Source organism: Sporolactobacillus mangiferae, from assembly GCF_023336505.1.
GTDB classification, from domain to species: domain Bacteria; phylum Bacillota; class Bacilli; order Bacillales; family Sporolactobacillaceae; genus Sporolactobacillus; species Sporolactobacillus mangiferae.
The window spans coordinates 48,501-68,235 of sequence record NZ_JAMAST010000002.1 but is presented as its reverse complement, the minus strand read 5'-3'; the positions used below and the strand labels follow the sequence as shown (position 1 = coordinate 68,235).

The following is a 19,735-nucleotide window of genomic DNA, read 5'->3' as shown; positions in this document are numbered from 1 at the left end:
GGTGGCCCCCTTGTCAGCATTTTGGATTACCTTAAATTTTGTTATGCTACTCCTGGTATTTTATTTAATCTTGCACCTCTATCAAAGGATCCGCATTCTTGAAAAAAATCGTTCGGATGATCCCGCTGTAAATGCGGACCGGCTTCTTTCAGAGCATATTAAAGCTGTCCGCCTTGAAAACCAGCAATTATTAGAACAGTTGAACACACTGCTTACTGAATATAACAGTCAGCAGTCAAGTAAAAATAGGACTGTGCATTCGGGAAAAAACACCGAGCATTCAATTGAAACAAATAGAACACAGTCCGGACCGGCTTCTACATTTGCTGAAACACTTGATTCGGAAAAAGAGCAGCTGCAAAAAAAAGAGAAGAAGCAGTCATTAAATCAGAACCTGAAAAACAAAGAGGAGTGGGTACCTCCAATCGATGATATTCAGGATCAGGTTGAACAATCACCTTACCTGCAGGCTGTCAAACTGCAGGAGAAAGGTTATTCACTGACTGAAATCGCTAAAAAAATGAATCGCGGAGAAGGCGAGGTTGAACTGCTGCTTAAATTACATGGAAAAGTTCAATCGTAGTCTTGCTATACGGTTTGGAGTATGGTATATTAACGAATGGTGTCAATAACACACGTTTGTTAATTTACGGGCAGGTGCTGAATGTTTAATCAGTTACTCGTGAACATGATGCAAACGGAGGAATAAAACCAATTAGGAGGAATTTTTTTCATGGCAGTTATTTCAATGAAGCAACTACTCGAATCTGGCGTGCATTTTGGTCATCAAACACGTCGCTGGAATCCAAAAATGAAGCCGTACATTTTTACGGAAAGAAACGGTATTTATATTATTGATTTGCAAAAGACCGTTAAAAAAGTCGAGGAAGCGTACAATTTCGTAAGAGATATTGCGGCGGACGGAGGAAAAATTCTGTTTGTCGGCACAAAGAAGCAGGCCCAGGATTCAGTTAAAGCTGAAGCGGAGCGTTCGGGACAGTACTATGTGAACCAGCGCTGGCTCGGTGGTACGCTGACCAACTTTGAAACCATCCGTAAGAGAATTAAACGACTGAAAGATATTGAGAAGATGCAGGAAGACGGAACTTTTGATGTGCTTCCAAAAAAAGAAGTGGTTGGACTCAAAAAGGAGTTAGCCCGTCTTGAAAAGTTTCTGGGCGGCATTAAAGATATGGAAAGCCTTCCACAAGCGTTGTTCGTTATTGATCCACGCAAAGAAAGAATTGCGATTGCTGAAGCGCATAAGCTCAATATTCCAATCATTGCAATTGTTGATACGAACTGCGATCCTGATGAAATCGATGTCATTATTCCTGGTAATGACGATGCAATCCGTGCGGTTAAATTGCTGACCGGGAAAATGGCCGATGCGGTGCTGGAGGCCAATCAGGGCGAAGAAAACGATGAAGCCGCTGCACAATCGGTTCAGCAGGATGAAGCCGCCGTTGCGCAAACTGAAGAACCGGTTAAGGCCGAATAAAAAGAAACAATGCATGGAACGGGGTGATAAGGGGCTGGCCCTTATCACTCTTTTCACGAAATTTTGGAAGACAAGAAGGAGGATGCCCAAGTGGCTGCTATTAATGCAAAACAAGTAAAAGAGTTACGCGAATTGACAGGTGCGGGTATTATGGACTGCAAGCGTGCCCTTACCGAAGCTGATGGCGACATTAAAAAGGCGATTGATGTACTTCGTGAAAAAGGTATGGCAAAAGCAGCGAAAAAATCAGGACGAATCGCTGCCGAAGGTCTTGCCGAAATTAAGATCGCAGGGAACAGGGCGGTGGCGCTGGAGGTAAACTCCGAAACCGACTTTGTTGCAAAGAACGCTGAATTCAAAGCGTTAATTAATACAATAGCAGATCATCTGCTGGAAAATCAGCCTGACAATGTGGAACAGGCGCTTGAACAAAAGATGGAATCCGGTGAGACGGTTGCTGAGACGATCACCGCTGCCATCTCCAAAATCGGTGAAAAAATCTCTCTGCGCCGCTTTTCAATCATTGAAAAAACAGATGCAGAAGTATTCGGCTCCTATCTTCACATGGGCGGCAGAATTGCTGCGCTCACCAAGCTCTCCGGTTCGGATGAAGCAGTTGCCAAGGATATTGCCATGCATGTTGCAGCGATCCGGCCGCAATATTTAAAAGAAGATGATATTCCGGCCGATGTCGTTGCCCATGAGAAAGAAGTACTGACTCAGGAGGCGCTTAGTGAAGGCAAACCGGCAAATATTGTTGAGAAAATGGTTATCGGCAGGCTGAAAAAATTCTTTAAGGAAATCTGTCTCGTAGATCAGCCATTTGTCAAAGACGGCGATGTAACTGTAAAAGAATATTTGAAAAGCCAAAACGCTGACGTTCTTGATTTTGTACGTTTTGAGGTTGGCGAAGGTATTGAGAAAAAAGAAGAAAACTTTGCTGATGAAGTTAAAGCACAGTTGAAACAATAATAGCGCCTGTAAGGTGAATGTTGAAAGACGATATCGACAGAAACCGTCATGGACCGCTATGCGGTTTTCAACACCCGATGAAACAGAGCAAGGAATTCCAATGGGGCACGGGTCACGTGCCCCATTTTTTAAAATCAATCTATTGAGAGGTGCATGAAGATATGCCGGCAAAGGCGAAATATAAGCGTGTCATTCTTAAATTGAGCGGAGAGGCGCTTGCAGGAGAGAGCGGGTTCGGTATCGAACCGAGTATAATTCGATCAATTGTGAAACAAGTGAAGGAAGTCGTCGACCTTGGTGTTGAGATCGCAATCGTTTGTGGCGCCGGTAATATTTGGCGCGGCAAGGCCGGCAGTGGAATGGGGATGGACCGTGCACAGGCGGATTACATGGGCATGCTGGCCACAGTACTGAATGCGCTTGCCCTGCAGGATTGCCTGGAGAGCATCGGAGTAGAAACACGTGTGCAGACTTCAATCGAAATGCGTCAGGTTGCCGAACCTTATATCCGCAGACGGGCCATTCGCCATCTCGAAAAAGGACGTGTTGTTATTTTTGCAGCCGGCACCGGCAATCCGTATTTTTCAACCGATACAACTGCTGCATTGCGCGCAGCTGAAATTGAGGCCGATGTCATTTTAATGGCAAAAAATAATGTAGATGGTGTCTATTCGGCAGACCCGAAAGTAGATAAGTCTGCGAAGAAATATAAAGAAATTTCCTATCTTCGTGTTCTGAATGAAGGACTTCAGGTAATGGATTCCACTGCATCATCACTCAGTATGGACAACGATATTCCGCTGATTGTTTTCTCGCTCTCTGAAGAAGGAAATATAAGGCGTGCCGTTCTCGGCGAAAACATTGGTACAGTAGTAAAGGGGCGATAACAGATGGCTCAGTCAGAACTCTTAAAAAATGCTGAAGATCGTATGGAAAAGGCGGTGAGAGCGTTTCAACGCGAATTGGTGACCGTTCGTGCCGGACGCGCAAATCCGTCTTTGCTCAATAAAGTTACGGTTGAATACTACGGCGCAGAGACGCCGCTTAATCAGGTTGCTTCGATTACGGTTCCGGAAGCCCGTCTGTTGCTCGTGCAACCCTATGATCGCAGCGCGCTTGCAAACATTGAAAAGGGGATCATGAAATCAGATTTGGGAATTACACCAACGAATGACGGCTCTGTGATCCGAATTGCTATTCCGCCGTTGACAGAGGAAAGACGTGCGGAACTGGTAAAAATGGTGCGAAAGATGGCAGAAGAAGCAAAGGTTGCTGTCCGTAATGTGCGTCGTGATACCAATGACCAAATTAAAAAAATGGCCAAGAATAACGAACTGACAAAAGATGATGTCCGTGAAGCAGAAGACAACGTGCAGAAACTGACAGACAGTACTGTAAAAAACATTGACCGGATTGCTTCGGAAAAAGAAAAAGAAATGATGGATATTTAAATAAGGACTATGACCAAACGGATACCATATCCAATTTTGCAGATCTGCTGCATTCAGGATGTTCAGTATCAGCATTGGGGGAACATCAATGTTCGAAAAATTTTCCTTTAAAACAGGAAAAACGGACGAGCCGAGTCTGGCAAGCCACAAAGTCAATAAAATTCCGGTGCATGTCGCAATTATCATGGACGGTAACGGACGATGGGCAAAGAGAAGAGGATTGCCAAGAATTGCTGGCCATCGCGAAGCAATGAAAACGATAAAACGAGTGACAAAAGAAGCAGATCGGCTTGGAATCAAAGTCCTGACACTTTACGCATTTTCAACAGAGAACTGGAAGCGTCCGAAGCCTGAAGTTGACTTTCTGATGAAATTGCCGCAGCAATTCCTGAATTCCTATTTGAATGAATTGATTGAACAGAATGTCCAGGTAAGGACAATGGGCGATTTATCGCGTCTTCCGTCGCATACATTACAGGCTGTTGAACATGCGGTAGCGCGTACTCAAAAAAATACCGGCCTGATTTTGAATTTCGCATTGAATTATGGAAGCCATCTTGAGATTGTTCGTGCAATGAAAGCAATTATTCAGGAAGTGGGCGACAATCGGCTTGATGCTGAAGCTGTTACGGAAGAGGTAGTTGCCCGGCATTTGATGAGTCCTGCGCTCCCAGATCCGGATCTTTTGATTCGTACAGGCGGAGAAGTTCGGCTTAGTAATTTCATGCTCTGGCAGCTTGCATATACAGAACTGTATTTTTCGGATGAATACTGGCCGGATTTTAATGAACAAAGTCTTCAGAAAGCAGTATCTATCTTTGCTTCCAGACAGCGCAGATATGGCGGGTTAATGGAAGGAAGTGAAGAAAATTGAAACAGAGAGTGATCACCGGGCTGCTTGCGGGTGTCTTATACCTTGCCTTACTGTGGATCGGCTCATTTCCTTTTGCATTTCTGGCAGCAGCTATTGCTGTAATCAGTTATATCGAGCTTGCAGTCATGAACAAGATGTCGGCAACGTCACCGGAAGTCCTTCTTGGTGCGGTTGCTGTTCTGTTTATTGTATGCAGTGCGCTGTTTTCACCGAGCGTTCTTGGGCCTGTCTGGCCCAGGTTAGTCACCTTACTTGCATTACTTCTCGTTCTGTTTAATGTTATGACGAAGAATCGTTTTTCATTTGCACATTCTGCATATCTGTTTCTTTCGGTTTTTTACATAGGCATTCCTTTTCATTTACTTGTCCGCGTGCGGATGGAAAGCCTTGCTCTGATTTTATTTATACAGATTCTGATCTGGACAACAGACAGCGGTGCTTATTTTATCGGCCGCCGGCTGGGCAGACATAAACTCGCTCCATACATCAGTCCTAATAAAACACAGGAAGGGTCTGCAGGGGCGGTGATTGCGGCATTGGCGGCAGCCTTCGTCTTTCAGTGGATCATCGGGCAACCGCTGTTTGATTCCTGGATGCAGCTTTTGGGTGCGGCTTTGCTTATATCCATATTCGGCCAGGTTGGAGATCTCGTTGAATCCGCAATTAAACGATTTTACGGAGTTAAGGATTCAGGCAAGATACTTCCGGGACATGGTGGTTTGCTTGATCGATTTGACAGTTTAATTTTCGTGCTTCCGCTTCTGTACGTTTTGGGTTTCATTGCTTAGGGGGAATGATTTTGAAAAAAATAAGTTTGCTGGGGGCAACCGGTTCGGTTGGTACACAAACACTTGAAGTCATACGCGAACACGCGGATCAATTCTCAGTTGCGGCGCTGGCATTTGGTCAGAATATTGATGCAGCACTGCCAATCATTCATGAATTCAGGCCCCGATTAGTATCGGTTAAGAACAAGCAAGTTGCAGATCAGTTACGCATTCAGATAGATTCTGGAATCAAGCTTGTATATGGCGTTGAAGGCATGATCGAAGTGGCATCAGCTACGGATTCCGATATGCTGGTGAATGCTGTGCTCGGCAGCATCGGACTTGAGCCGACACTTGCAGCCATAGAGGCCGGCAAAACGATTGGTCTTGCGAATAAAGAAACACTGGTTACAGCGGGGCATATTGTGATGCAGCGTGCAAAAGAATCTGGTGTTTCTGTACTGCCAATCGACAGTGAACACTCAGCAATCTTTCAGTCCATTCAGGGGCAGGACCGCTCGGCAATCTCAAAACTCATCATTACGGCATCCGGTGGCAGTTTCAGAGATCTGAAACGTGAAGATCTGGAGAAAGTTACAGTTAATGATGCACTGAAGCATCCAAATTGGTCGATGGGTGCAAAAATAACGATTGATTCGGCAACAATGATGAATAAAGGATTAGAAGTCATTGAAGCCCACTGGCTGTTCCATATGCCTTATGAGAAAATTGAAACGCTGATACATAGAGAAAGCATTGTCCACTCACTTGTTGAATATGCTGATCATAGCGTTATGGCACAGATGGGGCTTCCAAGTATGCTTGTTCCGATTCAATATGCGTTATCTTATCCGTCCCGAATGAAATCGAGACTGACAAAACCGTTGCATTTATCAGAAATTGGAAACCTTCACTTCCAAAAAGTGGACACGTGCCGTTATCCAAGCGTATCATTAGCCTATCAGGCAGGCAAAGAAGGCGGGACAATGCCGACTGTTCTGAATGCGGCGAACGAGGTTGCAGTGCACGCTTTTTTGAAAAAGAAAATTGCATTTCTGGATATTGAGCGTTACGTGGAAAAGGCTTTGGAACATCATCAGACTGTTCATAATCCTGACTTGAGAACAATTGAAGCGGTCGATAAAGAAACAAGAGTTTTTGTTGCGGACCTAATAAATTAAGCAGAGGTGGGTGTCTTACTCATGGAAACATTGATTATCGTTATGATCATATTCGGACTGCTCGTCTCGATCCATGAATTCGGACACTTGATCGTTGCAAAGCGTTCCGGCATACTTTGCCGTGAGTATGCGATCGGATTCGGCCCGAAGATCTTTGCCATCAAAAAAGGAGAAACGGTTTATACGGTACGTCTGCTCCCAATTGGAGGATACGTCCGTATGGCTGGTGAGGATCCTGAATCCTTTGAAATAAAACCGGGACAGAGCATCGGTTTTTACCTGAATGATTATGGTCGAGTGTATCGAATTGTAAGCGATCATCTGGAGAAATATCCTGATGCGCATTTTATGACGGTTGAACAGTGTGATTTCGAAGATCAACTTTTTCTGTCCGGTTATGAGGATGAAGACGGGCCGTTGCTTCGCTATGCTATTGAACGGGATGCAACCTATGTTGTGGACAATCAGGATTTCCAAATTGCACCGCGTGACCGTCAATTTGCGTCCCAGTCGCTGCCCGCACGTTTTTTGACCATTTTTGCCGGACCATTTATGAATCTGGTCCTGGCGGTGCTCATTTTTGTCATCTATTTTAGTATTCAGGGTGTCCCGTCAAATGCACCACTGCTTGGCAAAGTGATTCATGGCTACCCCGCAGAAAAGTCTGGGCTGATGCAGGGCGATCGAATTGTGGCCATTGACGGAAAAACGACAGGCAGCTGGCGTGATATTGTTTCCTATGTCAGCAAACATCCAAAAGAACAGATTCAATTGACGGTAATACGTGACGAAAATCAACGCCAGATCAATTTAGTAACCGGTCAGCGCAAGGGAGAGAACGGGAAACTTGAAGGCGTCATCGGTGTCTATCAGCCAACACGTCATTCGTTTATCGAATCGGTTAGCGCCGGATTCAGCCAGACTTATTATTGGATAAAAATGGAACTTACAGGCCTGAAAATGCTTGTTACCGGCGGCTTTGATCTGAATAAGCTTGCCGGGCCTGTCGGCATTTATAATGCGACCGGGGAAGTTGTTGCCCAGGGACTGTTTTTTGTTCTGAATTGGACCGCCTTTTTAAGTGTCAACCTTGCGGTCATCAACCTGTTGCCGCTTCCGGCGCTAGATGGCGGCCGCCTGTTGTTTCTGATTATTGAAGCGCTCAGAGGCAAACCGGTAGAGCCTCAAAAAGAAGCGCTGGTTCACTTTATTGGTTTTGCTTTTCTTATGCTCCTGATGCTGCTCGTAACATGGAATGACTTGCAAAATTTGTTTTCGCGATGACCGTTAAATTAACGAATAGTATGAATTGAGGTGTCCTTTTGTGAAACAAAGCCAGATGTTTATACCTACGATGAAAGAAACGCCTGCAGATGCGGAATCGGCGAGCCATCGGCTGTTACTTCGCGGCGGTTTTATCCGTCAGGTCGCTGCTGGTGTCTATTCCTATCTGCCGCTCGGTTATAAGATTATTAAAAAAATTGAAGTCATTATTCGAGAAGAAATGGATCGAATTGGGTCGCAGGAGCTGCTGCTTCCTGCAATGCAGCCTGCGGAACTCTGGCATGAAACAGGCCGCTGGGACGTCTATGGACCAGAGCTGATGCGGTTGAAAGACCGTCATGGACGTTTTTTTGCTTTAGGTGCCACTGGAGAAGAAGTGATTACAAGTTTAGTCCGCGACTACTTGAATTCATATAAGAAACTTCCAATGAGTCTGTATCAGATCCAGACAAAATATCGGGATGAGAAACGTCCGAGATTTGGCTTGCTGCGCGGAAGAGAATTTATCATGAAGGATGCTTATACTTTCCATGATTCCGCGGAAAGCCTTGATCAATCCTACTGGGAAATGTATCATGCCTACTGCCGGATATTTGAACGCTGCGGGCTGAAGTTCCGGGCTGTTCTCGCGGATTCGGGAGCTATCGGAGGAAAAGATACGCATGAGTTTCAGGCTCTTGCCGAGATCGGTGAGGACATTATTGCTTATTCGGACAGCTCCGACTATGCTGCTAATCTGGAAATGGCTGCTGTCTTGGATACAGATATAACTGATAAGGGAGAGTCTCTGCCGCTTGAGAAAACGGCAGGTAAAGCAATTGCTTCCGGTGCTGTTTCGATAAGTGCCTATTGGTTTAAAACGCGAGAGGAAACGGTGGTTGTTTTTGTAAAATCATCCGATGAGATTAATGACGTCAAAGTCAAAAATGTACTGGGGACGGATTTGATTGAATCCATTAATCCAGAGTCAGGCAACCCCCTCCATCCTGAAAAAGGAGTGCGTGTATTGGCTGACAACGGATTAAAACATATTGCACAGGCCTCTTTTTATTCTGAACCTGAGGCTGCGACTTATAATTTCATTGATCCGAAGCGGGATCTGCCTGTTGAACGGTATGAGGATCTGCGTTTTATCAAAGAGGGCGATCCTTCTCCAGACGGTAAAGGACGAATTAAATTTGCACATGGCATTGAAATCGGACAGGTTTTTAAGCTTGGAACAAAATATTCCGAAGCCATGAATGCGACTTATTTAGACGCTGAGGGAAAGGCAAGGCCACTGATCATGGGTTGTTATGGGATCGGTGTGTCCCGAACTTTATCCGCGATTTGTGAACAGTACCATGATGAAGATGGTATGATTTGGCCTAAATCACTTGCCCCATTTACCATCCATCTGATTACTGTAAATCCAAAAAACAAAGACCAGTACGATCTGTCAGAAAAGCTTTACATGCAATTCACTGATCAGGGTTATGACGTGCTTTGGGATGATCGCAAAGAACGGCCAGGGGTAAAATTTGCTGACAGTGAATTAATTGGCTGTCCGGTCCAGGTGATTGTCGGCAAAAAGGCAGCTGACCAAATCGTTGAACTGGCTTCGCGAAAAGAAAAGGAACGCATTGAAATATCAATCAAGGAGCTTCCATTATCCATTGTTCAATTGCTGGACCAGGCAGACTAATTTGATGCTATTTTTAACCGGCGATGATCATGCGGCTGCTTCAAAAGGTGCCGGACCAGTGATTCGGACAATAAATCAAAAGTAATTTTCCAATCGACCGGATTCTTTCCGGTTGTTCTTTTTTTACAAGGGGTTATGTTAAAGGCTCATGTTATTTGTTGACGCACGGATTAGCTTACTCATGATAAATCTGCCAGCATCCAAATAAACAAAACGGTGGCTTTGCAAAGCATCAAAGAGGAGGCGCGGGACGCTGGCGGAGCGTTCATGTTGATCACAGTATAAAGTTCGGTACCTTTAGGACAGCCTCTTCTAACATATGGCGGAATCAGGTGTAGATTGAAACTGATAGGCGGATGCATTTCACGATCAGTTTTAGTAGAATTATAGAAAAAGGAGACGAGGCCTGATGGACAGAGCAAGTTCAAAATCGGAGCGACTCAGAATGCTTCTTGAACATATCCATGCACCACGAGAATGGATTGAACAGTATTTTGCTCAAGGTGAAATTGAGAAACTTACTGTTTACCGTTCGGAAAAGCGATGGCATTTAGATTTGCGTATGACCGATATTCTGCCTTATAAGGTATACGAATGGCTTGAAACCGCGCTTCAGAAGCATTTTCAATCCGTTGTTTCCAAGGTGACTTTTTCGATTCAGGCAAAGAATACCGATAGTAAAAATCAATATTTTACAGACTATTGGCAGTCGGTAGTAAACAAGCAGCTGATTGAAGAGTTTCCCGCGCTGAAGCTTTGTCTCAAGCAGCAGCATCCGAGTCTGGATGATCAGCAACTTGTACTGAACGCCAGCAGCGAAACGGAAGCAGGGCTGTTAAAACGCAAACTTCCGAAAGTGTTGAATGAAAAACTGCGTATTTTTGGCTTCCCGCCGTTTTCCCTTTACATAAAAATAAACGCGGAGGACCGAACTAAAGCCTATGATTCGTTTGTCAAACAGCGTGAAGCAGAAGATCAGCAAAAAGTGGTTCAGGCGATGATTGAAAGACAGAAGAAAAAAGAGGCTAAGGAAGCAGCTGAAGAAACTTCTGACGGTCCATTGAAGATCGGTTACGACATTCATGATGAAGCGGTTTCGATAGAAACGATTCAGGATGAAGAACGCCGATTAACGATTCAAGGGTATGTCTTTGATTCGGAAATCCGCGAATTGCGCAGCGGAAGAACGCTTCTTCTCTTTAAAATTACAGATTATACCGATTCACTTATGGTCAAGGCGTTCTCCCGGGATAAAGAGGATGCAGCAAAATTCGGTAGACTGCAGAAGGGAATGTGGGTTAAAGTTCGCGGCGGTATTCAGAATGACAGCTTTGTTCGCGATCTGGTAATGATCGCCAATGATATTGAAGAAATCATGCCAGATAGTAAGCAGGATACAGCGCCTGAGGGAAGAAAAAGGGTTGAATTACATGCGCACACAGTGATGAGTCAGATGGATTCCGTGGTTACGGCATCCGCATTAATCAAGCGTGCCAAACAGTGGGGGCATCGAGCCATTGCGATTACTGATCACGGGGTTGCGCAATCGTATCCGGAAGCATATGCAGCGGGGAAAAAGAATGGGATTAAAATTTTGTACGGCGTTGAGGCTAATCTGATTGACGATGGAGTTCCTGTTGCCTATAATCTGGCCCATCGTGATCTGTCAGATGATACTTATGTTGTTTTTGACGTTGAAACGACGGGCCTGTCTGCGGTTTATGACACAATCATTGAATTTGCAGCAGTAAAAATGAAGAACGGCGAAGTACTGGAAAAATTTGATCAGTTTATAAATCCACACCGTGCTTTGCCACAAAAAATTATTGAACTGACCAGTATTACCGATGAGATGCTGAAGGATGCCCCGGATGAACCACAGGTTATTGAGGCGTTTCGTGCTTTTGCCGGTGAAGCAATTCTTGTCGCACACAATGCTACTTTCGATATGGGCTTTTTGAATACGGCTTATCAGCGGTTAGGCTATGATAAGGCGGATAACCCAGTTATTGATACTCTGGAACTTGGACGGCTGCTCTATCCTGAATTTAAAAATCACAAGCTGGATACCTTGTGCAAAGCTTTCAATATCGAACTGACTCATCATCACCGGGCAATTTATGATACGGAAGCCACTGCTTATGTCGCTTGGAAGATGATTAAAGATGCCGGCGTTAAGGGCATGCACCTCCATGATCAATTGAATGATTATCTTGGCAAGGGCAACCTTAACAGAATACGGCCATCACACATCATCCTCCTGGTTAAAAATCAAACGGGGCTTAAAAATCTTTACAAACTGATCTCGCTTGCGCATGTTAAATACTTTTATCGCGTTCCGCGAATTCCAAGATCACTATTAAATAAATATCGGGAAGGGCTCTTAGTCGGGTCCGGCTGTGAAAAAGGCGAATTATTTGAAACAATGATGCAGAAATCAGCTGAACTCGCTGAGAAAGTTGCTGAGTTTTATGATTATATTGAAATCCAACCGCCTTCCAATTATCAGCATCTCGTTGAAAAAGGAATCGTTCGGGACGAACTTGCGCTGAAGGATGTTATGATTAAACTGGTCAAACTTGGAGAAAAAATGGATAAGCCGGTTATCGCTGCAGGTGATGTTCATTATTTGGATGAGCATGATAAGATTTACCGCAAAATTTTAATTGCTTCACAAGCTGCGAACCCGCTGAATCGACAAACGCAGCCTGACGTACACTTTCGGACGACTGATGAAATGCTGGAGGCTATGCGTTTTCTTGGGGAGGAAAAAGCAGAGCAGGTCGTGATTGACAATCCCAATGCGATTGCCGATCTGATTGATGATGTGCTCCCAGTAAAAGATAAATTGTACACACCGACAATTGATGGCGCTGAGGATGAAGTTAAAGACAAAACATACAAACGTGCGCATACGCTTTACGGTGATCAATTACCGAAACTTGTTGAGAGGCGTCTGGAGAAAGAACTTAAGAGCATCATTGGACACGGATTTTCAGTTATTTATCTCATTGCGCATAGATTGGTGAAAAAGTCGCTTTCAGACGGTTACCTAGTTGGTTCACGAGGATCGGTCGGATCGTCGCTGGTTGCGACAATGCTTGAGATTACGGAGGTTAATCCGCTTCCACCGCACTATCTTTGTCCAGAATGCCATCATGTTGAATTTTTTACCGATGGATCAGTTGCCTGCGGCTTTGATTTACCAGATAAAAAATGTCCAGAATGCGGAACGATTATGAAAAAAGAAGGACATGATATTCCGTTTGAAACATTCCTCGGTTTTAAGGGCGACAAAGTACCGGATATTGATTTGAATTTCTCCGGAGACTATCAGCCCGTGGCGCACAATTATACGAAGGTGCTGTTTGGCGAAGATAAAGTCTTTCGTGCGGGAACGATCGGTACAATTGCCGATAAAACAGCTTATGGCTATGTGAAGGGTTATGAAGAGGATACGGGTGCCAGCTTCCGCAGTGCCGAACGGGACCGGCTTGCTGCCGGATGCACCGGCGCCAAAAGGACGACTGGGCAGCATCCTGGCGGTATTGTTGTTGTCCCGCGAGATATGGAAATTTACGATTTCACACCGGTTCAGTATCCGGCAGACGATAAGACAGCAGAGTGGAAGACAACGCATTTTGATTTTCATTCAATTCACGACAACATTTTAAAACTGGATATTCTGGGACACGACGATCCGACCGTTATCCGCATGCTGCAGGACTTAAGTGGTATTGATCCGAAAACGATTCCTACCGATGATCAGGAAGTTATGAAAATATTCAGTTCGACTGAATCGCTTGGCGTCACACCAGAACAGATAAGATGTAAAACAGGCTCCCTTGGGATCCCTGAATTCGGAACACGTTTTGTTCGTCAGATGCTGGAAGACACGAAACCGACATCTTTTGCCGAATTAGTACAAATTTCTGGCCTGTCGCATGGAACGGATGTATGGCTAGGCAATGCACAGGTTTTAATTGAAGACGGGACCTGTGTGCTGCGTGATGTGATTTCCTGCCGTGACGATATAATGATTGATCTGATGCATCAAGGCCTTGAACCGTCACATGCGTTTAAGATTATGGAATCCGTGCGAAAGGGCAAAGGGTTAACTGAAGAATGGGTTCAGGAAATGAAGGCAAATAATGTACCAGAGTGGTATCTTGACTCCTGCCTGAAGATTAAATACATGTTCCCAAAGGCCCATGCTACTGCCTATGTGCTCATGGCTTTTCGGATCGCTTATTTCAAAGTTCACTATCCCATTTTATTTTATGCGACGTACTTCAGTGTCAGGGCTGATGATTTTGATGTAGATGTTATGAAACGCGGTTCCGACGCCATCCGGACAAAAATGGATGAAATTGAAAAGAAAGGAAACGATGCGCTTCCCAAGGAAAAGAGTTTGCTCACAGTGCTTGAAGTTGCACTTGAAATGTGTGAACGCGGGCTGAGTTTCCAGTCAGTTGATCTTTATCGTTCTGATGCCACACGTTTTCTTGTCGACGGCGACAGTCTGATACCGCCTTTCAATGCGATACCGGGAGTCGGCACCAATGCTGCCAAGGCGATCGCTGATGCAAGGAAAGATGGCGAGTTCCTTTCAAAAGAAGATTTGCAGCGGCGGGCGAAAATATCAAAAACAATCCTGGAATATCTGGATGTACAAGGATGTCTTAAAGGGATGCCTGACGCCAACCAGCTGTCACTTTTCTGATGTTTTGAATACCTTGCCTTGTTCAGATGGGTATGATATAGTGTTTATGGAAATACTGGAAATAGTTCGTCTGCAAAGAGTGGGAAATTCCCACTCTTTCATTTTCAAAAGGAGGCTGAAAATGGCTGGCGTAATCGCGAAGATGACAGATGATTTAATTTCCCCGATCTTAAGCGAAATGAATCTTGAACTCGTTGATGTAGAATATGTCAAAGAGGGAAAGAACTATTTTTTGCGTGTTTTTATTGATACTCCGAATGGTGGTATAGATTTAGACACGTGTGCAGCCGTAAGCGAAAAGTTGAGTGAAGCACTTGACAAGAAGGATCCGATAAAAGATGCTTATTTTCTTGAAGTGTCTTCGCCAGGGGCGGAGCGTCCGCTCAAGAAGTTTGCGGACTTCGAAAAAGCTGTGGGAAAAGATGTTCATCTGACTACCTATGAGCCTATCGATGGCTCCAAGGTTTTTGAGGGCAAACTGACTGAAGTAAATAAAGACTTTGTGGTACTCGCAATTAAAAACAAAACAAGAGTGACTCATGTAACTCTTCCTTTTGACAAGATTGCGAGCAGCCGGCTGGCAATCTTATTTTAAGCCAGAACTGCTGTGAAAAGGGGAGAAAAAGATGAGCAGTGATTTGCTAGAAGCACTTACCGCACTGGAAAAGGATAAAGGTATCAGCAAAGAAGTATTGGTTGATGCTCTGGAGGCAGCACTGATTTCTGCATATAAGCGAAACTTTGATCAGGCACAAAATGTGCGGGTTGATATTAATGAAGGATTGGGACAAATCAAAGTCTATGCAAGAAAGGAGGTCGTTGAAGCTGTTGAAAACAACAACCTTCAAATTTCGCTGGAGCAGGCAAAAGGATTAAATCCACACTATCAGATCGGAGACACTGTTGAAATCGAAGTGACTCCGCGAAATTTTGGACGAATTGCTGCACAGACAGCAAAACAGGTGGTTACTCAGCGTGTGCGTGAGGCTGAACGCGGCGTCATATATTCTGAATTCATTGATCGTGAAGATGACATTATGACCGGCATTGTCCAGAGAATCGATCATCGGTTTATCTACGTTGATCTTGGCAGAGTCGAAGCGCTTCTTCCCCAGTCTGAACAGATGCCGAATGAAACGTATCATCCGCATGATCGAATCAAAGTTTATCTGACAAAAGTCGAAGATGCAAAGAAAGGGCCCATGATCACCGTTTCGAGAACACACCCAGGTCTCCTTAAGCGCTTATTTGAACTGGAAGTTCCGGAAATTTATGATGGTACTGTTGAAATCAAATCGATTTCAAGAGAAGCGGGAGATCGATCAAAAATTGCTGTTCATGCTGCTGATCCGGACGTTGATGCGGTTGGTGCGTGTGTTGGCCAGAAAGGCGCACGTGTCCAAACCATTGTTAATGAACTAAAAGGCGAAAAAATTGATATTGTGCGCTGGTCTGAGGATCCGGTTACTTACGTTGCCAATGCGCTTAGCCCTTCTAAAGTTGTAAAAGTTATCGTCAATGAAGAGGGGAAAGCAACAACTGTAATCGTCCCTGATTATCAGCTGTCTCTGGCAATTGGCAAACGCGGACAAAATGCGCGTTTGGCTGCAAAACTGACAGGATGGAAAATTGATATAAAAAGTGAATCGGAAGCAGAGGAACTCGGACTTTTTGATGATCCGCCGGTCCAGGAAGCCGATCATGAACCAGTTGATGAACAGACAGCTGAATCGTCGACGGAGAGTGAGGATTTTCCGGAAAACGAACGGGATTAAGGAGGTTGTTCAATGCCGAAACAGAGAAAGATCCCTTTGCGCAAATGTATTGCATGCCAGAAGTCAACAGAGAAAAGAAATCTGTTCCGCATTGTCCGTTCTCCTGAAGGAGAGGTTTTTCTCGATTTAACGGGTAAAAAGAACGGACGAGGCGCGTACCTTTCAAAGCAAGCTGATTGCATTCAAAAAGCGAAAGATAAAAACCTGCTCTCAAGGCACTTGGGCGTTCCGGTCCCAGAACGCGTGTTTGAGGAAATGTATCATTATTTGGAGCAACATCCGGTCGATGCCCAATAACGAATGGGCATCGCTTTTGGGACTTGCACAACGGGCAGGAAAAGTGAGTTCCGGAGAGGATACTGTACTGAGGCTGATTCGCCTTAAGAAAGCGAAAATGGTACTCCTGAGCGCAGATGCCTCTGAGCGAACAAAAAAGACAATCCAGAATAAATGTGGCTATTATCATGTTCCGCTTTTGACCGTACCGGATAGAGAGGTGCTAGGCCAGGCGATTGGTCAGCCTTCACGCGTGATCATCGCGGTTACAGATCAAGGATTCGCTGGCCGGCTGATCGAAAAGATCGGACCATCATCACGGGGGTGAATATATGAGTAAAATGCGTGTTTATGAATATGCTAAAAAGCATCACGTATCAAGTAAAGTAATTATTACAAAGTTGGAAGAACTAGGATTTAATGTAAAGAGTCATATGTCAATTATTGCTGATAATGCAATGAGCCAGCTAGATCGAAAACTGAATGGCGGATCGACGGCATCTGCACAAAAGGTGACTGAAAAGCCAAATAAAAGTAAAGCAGAGGGTCCAGTGAATCAAACAAAAATTAAAGAAAAAAGTAAAAACGAAACGACAACGACGACAAGAAGAAATGATAGAAATACGAAACCGGTAAAAGCGAAACCTGAAGAAACAAATGCGAACCGAAGAACAAGCAGCGGTGCAAACACGAATGAACACAATCGTTTCGACAGCGGTACCAACAATCGTGGCGGTCGCCGAAACAACAATCGAAACGGTAATAATAATGGAAGAAATCGAAGAAACCGAAGAAAAGGCGGAATGCAGCAGACGAATCGTCAGCGGCTTGAGATCAAGCTACCAGAAAAAATTACCTTATCCGGTTCACTCACAGTCGGACAGTTTGCCGAAAAACTCGGTCGCCCATCGACAGATATCATTAAAAAGTTGATGGCCCTGGGTGTCATGGCAACGAAAAATCAGGATCTGGATAAGGATACTATTGAATTGCTTGCCAGTGATTACGGTGTTGCCGTTGAGGAAGAGGTCATCATCGATGAAGCAAGTTTCGAAGATGAGGGATTGGGCATTGATGAAAAGACAGCTGTTGTCAGGCCGCCGGTTGTGACCATAATGGGACATGTCGACCATGGAAAAACAACTTTGCTCGACTCGATTCGCCATACCAAGGTGACGGCCGGTGAAGCGGGCGGCATCACTCAGCATATCGGTGCTTATCAGGTTGTGCATAATGGAAAAAAGATTACGTTCCTTGATACACCGGGACATGCTGCATTTACAACCATGCGTGCACGCGGTGCAGAAATTACTGACATCACAGTGCTTGTTGTTGCGGCCGATGACGGAGTTATGCCTCAGACCATTGAAGCCATTCACCATGCACGTGCTGCGAAAGTGCCGATCATTGTAGCCGTCAATAAAATCGATAAACCGAATGCCAATCCGGATCATGTGATGCAGGAGCTTTCAGAGCAGGGGCTGATTCCCGAAGACTGGGGCGGAGACACCATTTTTGTCAAAATATCCGCCAAAAAAGGTACGGGCATCGATGACTTGCTTGAAATGATCTTACTTGTTGCCGAAGTTGAGGAGTTCAAGGCTAATCCCGATAAACAGGCGAGAGGTGCGGTTATTGAGGCCGAGCTTGATAAGGGCAGAGGGCCGGTTGCAACCTTGCTTGTTCAGAACGGCTCACTTCATATTGGTGATCCGATTGTGGTCGGGAATACCTATGGGCGTGTGAGAGCAATGGTCAATGATGTCGGCAGACGCGTAAAAAAAGCTGTGCCTTCCACCCCGGTGGAAATCACAGGACTGAACAATGTTCCGCAGGCGGGTGATCAGTTTGTTGTATTTGAGGATGAGAAAAAGGCGCGTCAAATTGGCGAAATCCGTGCAGAACGTGCACTGATCACGGAACGCAAGGAAACAACGAGCAAGGTGAGCCTTGATGATCTGTTTGAGAAGATCAAGGAAGGCGAAATGAAAGAAATCAATCTTGTCATTAAAGCAGATGTCCAGGGTTCCGTTGAAGCATTGTCCGGAGCTCTGAAGAAAATTGATGTTGACGGTGTTAAGGTAAATATTATTCATGCGGGTGCCGGTGGGATTAGCGAATCGGATATTATTCTTGCTTCGGCATCCAACGCGATTATTATCGGCTTTAATGTGCGCCCGGATAATCATGCACAGAAAGTAGCCGAAGAAGAAAAGGTTGACATTCGCCTGTATCGAGTCATTTATGACGCAATTGATGAAATGGAAGCAGCCATGAAAGGAATGCTTGATCCGGAATTCAAGGAAAAAGTGATCGGGCAGCTTGAAGTACGTACAACTTTCAAAGTGTCAAGAATCGGTACCATTGCCGGATGTTATGTAACTGATGGCCTGATTTCTCGTGATGCAGGTATACGCCTTGTACGCAACGGTGTTGTTATTTACGAGGGACATGTTGATACACTTAAGCGATTCAAGGATGATGCAAAGGAAGTAAAAGCAGGATTTGAATGTGGCGTGACCCTGGAAAACTTCAATGACATTAAAGAGGGCGATACGATGGAGGCCTATGTTATGGAAGAGGTTCAGCCTAAATGATTGTAGGTGTCGTTCGCTGTGAATGTGTGCTCTTCAGTGCGCATTCTCTGAAAGAAAAGCGTTCGGTAATCCAAAGCATATTAAGAAAAGCAAGGAACGGTCATAATCTTTCAGCAAGTGAAGTCAATGATCAGGATGCCTGGCAGAAGACTGAGCTTGCGTTTGCATGTGTCGGGACGGCCAAAGTTGCTGTTGAACGTGAACTGACACGCGCGCTTGCAATGATCGATTTTCATACAGAGATTGAACGTGTCAATACATTTTATGAATGGTTTTAAAAAGGAGGCTGACCTATGGCCAACTTACGGGTGCACCGAGTCGCCGAGCAGATGAAGAAAGAAGCAAGTGATATCATTGGTAACCGAATCAAGGACCCTCGGGTCGGCTTTGTGACGGTGACCGGAGTGGATGTTACCGGCGATCTTCAGGAAGCGACAATTTACATTAGTGTTTTTGGCGATGATGAGAAGAAAAAAGCATCGCTTGAGGGACTGAATAAGGCGAAGGGGTTTGTCCGAAGCGAGCTTGGGAAAAGAATTCGCTTGCGTAAAACCCCTGAAATTTCATTTAAAATCGATACGTCTGTGGAATACGGCAGCCATATCGATCAATTGATTAATAAGCTGCATCGGAATGAGGAATGATTCAGA

Annotated in this window: 18 protein-coding genes; all 18 read left to right on the top strand. The window is 44.8% G+C overall.

Translation table 11 applies throughout. The features are described 5' to 3' along the window. Positions 1 to 10 precede the first annotated feature (10 nt). Positions 11 to 583, top strand: coding sequence for a DUF2802 domain-containing protein (locus M3N64_RS02735; protein ID WP_249097111.1), 573 nt, complete (start codon positions 11 to 13; stop codon positions 581 to 583). A gap of 150 nt (positions 584 to 733) precedes the next feature. Further along, on the top strand, positions 734 to 1,501 hold the full coding sequence (gene rpsB / locus M3N64_RS02730; RefSeq protein ID WP_249097109.1) for a 30S ribosomal protein S2: 768 nt from the start codon (positions 734 to 736) through the stop codon (positions 1,499 to 1,501). Positions 1,502 to 1,591: 90 nt separating this feature from the next. Beyond that, positions 1,592 to 2,473, top strand: coding sequence for a translation elongation factor Ts (gene tsf, locus M3N64_RS02725; protein ID WP_368389885.1), 882 nt, complete (start codon positions 1,592 to 1,594; stop codon positions 2,471 to 2,473). Between the two features lie 161 nt (positions 2,474 to 2,634). Next, entirely contained in the window at positions 2,635 to 3,360 is a 726-nt protein-coding gene (gene pyrH / locus M3N64_RS02720) for a UMP kinase (protein ID WP_249097107.1), read from the top strand. 3 nt (positions 3,361 to 3,363) lie between these two features. After that, a complete protein-coding gene (frr, locus tag M3N64_RS02715) occupies positions 3,364 to 3,924 on the top strand; it encodes a ribosome recycling factor (RefSeq protein ID WP_249097100.1) in 561 nt (186 codons plus the stop codon). An 88-nt stretch (positions 3,925 to 4,012) separates the two neighbouring features. Continuing rightward, positions 4,013 to 4,798, top strand: coding sequence for an undecaprenyl pyrophosphate synthase (gene uppS, locus M3N64_RS02710; protein ID WP_249097098.1), 786 nt, complete (start codon positions 4,013 to 4,015; stop codon positions 4,796 to 4,798). Beyond that, complete coding sequence (locus M3N64_RS02705; RefSeq protein ID WP_249097097.1) at positions 4,795 to 5,586, top strand: phosphatidate cytidylyltransferase; 792 nt, start codon at positions 4,795 to 4,797, stop codon at positions 5,584 to 5,586. Before uppS ends, M3N64_RS02705 begins: the two co-directional genes overlap by 4 nt. An 11-nt stretch (positions 5,587 to 5,597) precedes the next feature. Continuing rightward, entirely contained in the window at positions 5,598 to 6,746 is a 1,149-nt protein-coding gene (locus M3N64_RS02700; RefSeq protein WP_249097095.1) for a 1-deoxy-D-xylulose-5-phosphate reductoisomerase, read from the top strand. Positions 6,747 to 6,767: 21 nt separating this feature from the next. Further along, a complete protein-coding gene (rseP, locus tag M3N64_RS02695) occupies positions 6,768 to 8,030 on the top strand; it encodes an RIP metalloprotease RseP (protein WP_249097092.1) in 1,263 nt (420 codons plus the stop codon). Positions 8,031 to 8,070: 40 nt separating this feature from the next. Further along, entirely contained in the window at positions 8,071 to 9,714 is a 1,644-nt protein-coding gene (locus M3N64_RS02690) for a proline--tRNA ligase (protein WP_249097082.1), read from the top strand. Between the two features lie 409 nt (positions 9,715 to 10,123). Beyond that, the gene (locus M3N64_RS02685) at positions 10,124 to 14,437 is read left to right on the top strand and encodes a PolC-type DNA polymerase III (protein WP_249097081.1); all 4,314 of its coding nucleotides are present in this window, start codon (positions 10,124 to 10,126) and stop codon (positions 14,435 to 14,437) included. A gap of 121 nt (positions 14,438 to 14,558) precedes the next feature. Further along, on the top strand, positions 14,559 to 15,032 hold the full coding sequence (gene rimP, locus M3N64_RS02680; RefSeq protein WP_249097075.1) for a ribosome maturation factor RimP: 474 nt from the start codon (positions 14,559 to 14,561) through the stop codon (positions 15,030 to 15,032). A gap of 31 nt (positions 15,033 to 15,063) precedes the next feature. Then, positions 15,064 to 16,212 (top strand): transcription termination factor NusA, encoded by a 1,149-nt coding sequence (gene nusA, locus M3N64_RS02675; RefSeq protein WP_249097073.1) that lies wholly within the window; start codon positions 15,064 to 15,066, stop codon positions 16,210 to 16,212. A 12-nt stretch (positions 16,213 to 16,224) separates the two neighbouring features. Continuing rightward, positions 16,225 to 16,509, top strand: a complete 285-nt coding sequence (rnpM, locus tag M3N64_RS02670) for an RNase P modulator RnpM (protein WP_249097069.1) — start codon at positions 16,225 to 16,227, stop codon at positions 16,507 to 16,509. Next, positions 16,499 to 16,816 (top strand): YlxQ family RNA-binding protein, encoded by a 318-nt coding sequence (locus M3N64_RS02665; protein WP_249097068.1) that lies wholly within the window; start codon positions 16,499 to 16,501, stop codon positions 16,814 to 16,816. The genes rnpM and M3N64_RS02665 overlap by 11 nt, the downstream gene beginning before the upstream one ends. A 4-nt stretch (positions 16,817 to 16,820) precedes the next feature. After that, positions 16,821 to 19,085, top strand: coding sequence for a translation initiation factor IF-2 (gene infB, locus M3N64_RS02660; RefSeq protein ID WP_249097064.1), 2,265 nt, complete (start codon positions 16,821 to 16,823; stop codon positions 19,083 to 19,085). Next, entirely contained in the window at positions 19,082 to 19,363 is a 282-nt protein-coding gene (locus tag M3N64_RS02655) for a DUF503 domain-containing protein (RefSeq protein ID WP_249097062.1), read from the top strand. The genes infB and M3N64_RS02655 overlap by 4 nt, the downstream gene beginning before the upstream one ends. Before the next feature lie 15 nt (positions 19,364 to 19,378). Next, entirely contained in the window at positions 19,379 to 19,729 is a 351-nt protein-coding gene (gene rbfA, locus M3N64_RS02650; RefSeq protein WP_249097060.1) for a 30S ribosome-binding factor RbfA, read from the top strand. Positions 19,730 to 19,735 lie beyond the last annotated feature (6 nt).

Excerpts from the sequence above, each read along its gene's own strand:
- rpsB (WP_249097109.1), top strand. The coding sequence starts at position 734 with ATGGCAGTTATTTCAATGAAGCAACTACTCGAATCTGGCGTGCATTTT.
- M3N64_RS02665 (WP_249097068.1), top strand. The coding sequence starts at position 16,499 with ATGCCCAATAACGAATGGGCATCGCTTTTGGGACTTGCACAACGGGCA.
- rnpM (WP_249097069.1), top strand. The coding sequence starts at position 16,225 with ATGCCGAAACAGAGAAAGATCCCTTTGCGCAAATGTATTGCATGCCAG.
- rbfA (WP_249097060.1), top strand. The coding sequence starts at position 19,379 with ATGGCCAACTTACGGGTGCACCGAGTCGCCGAGCAGATGAAGAAAGAA.
- pyrH (WP_249097107.1), top strand. The coding sequence starts at position 2,635 with ATGCCGGCAAAGGCGAAATATAAGCGTGTCATTCTTAAATTGAGCGGA.
- infB (WP_249097064.1), top strand. The coding sequence starts at position 16,821 with ATGAGTAAAATGCGTGTTTATGAATATGCTAAAAAGCATCACGTATCA.
- uppS (WP_249097098.1), top strand. The coding sequence starts at position 4,013 with ATGTTCGAAAAATTTTCCTTTAAAACAGGAAAAACGGACGAGCCGAGT.
- frr (WP_249097100.1), top strand. The coding sequence starts at position 3,364 with ATGGCTCAGTCAGAACTCTTAAAAAATGCTGAAGATCGTATGGAAAAG.
- rseP (WP_249097092.1), top strand. The coding sequence starts at position 6,768 with ATGGAAACATTGATTATCGTTATGATCATATTCGGACTGCTCGTCTCG.
- nusA (WP_249097073.1), top strand. The coding sequence starts at position 15,064 with ATGAGCAGTGATTTGCTAGAAGCACTTACCGCACTGGAAAAGGATAAA.
- M3N64_RS02685 (WP_249097081.1), top strand. The coding sequence starts at position 10,124 with ATGGACAGAGCAAGTTCAAAATCGGAGCGACTCAGAATGCTTCTTGAA.
- rimP (WP_249097075.1), top strand. The coding sequence starts at position 14,559 with ATGGCTGGCGTAATCGCGAAGATGACAGATGATTTAATTTCCCCGATC.
- M3N64_RS02655 (WP_249097062.1), top strand. The coding sequence starts at position 19,082 with ATGATTGTAGGTGTCGTTCGCTGTGAATGTGTGCTCTTCAGTGCGCAT.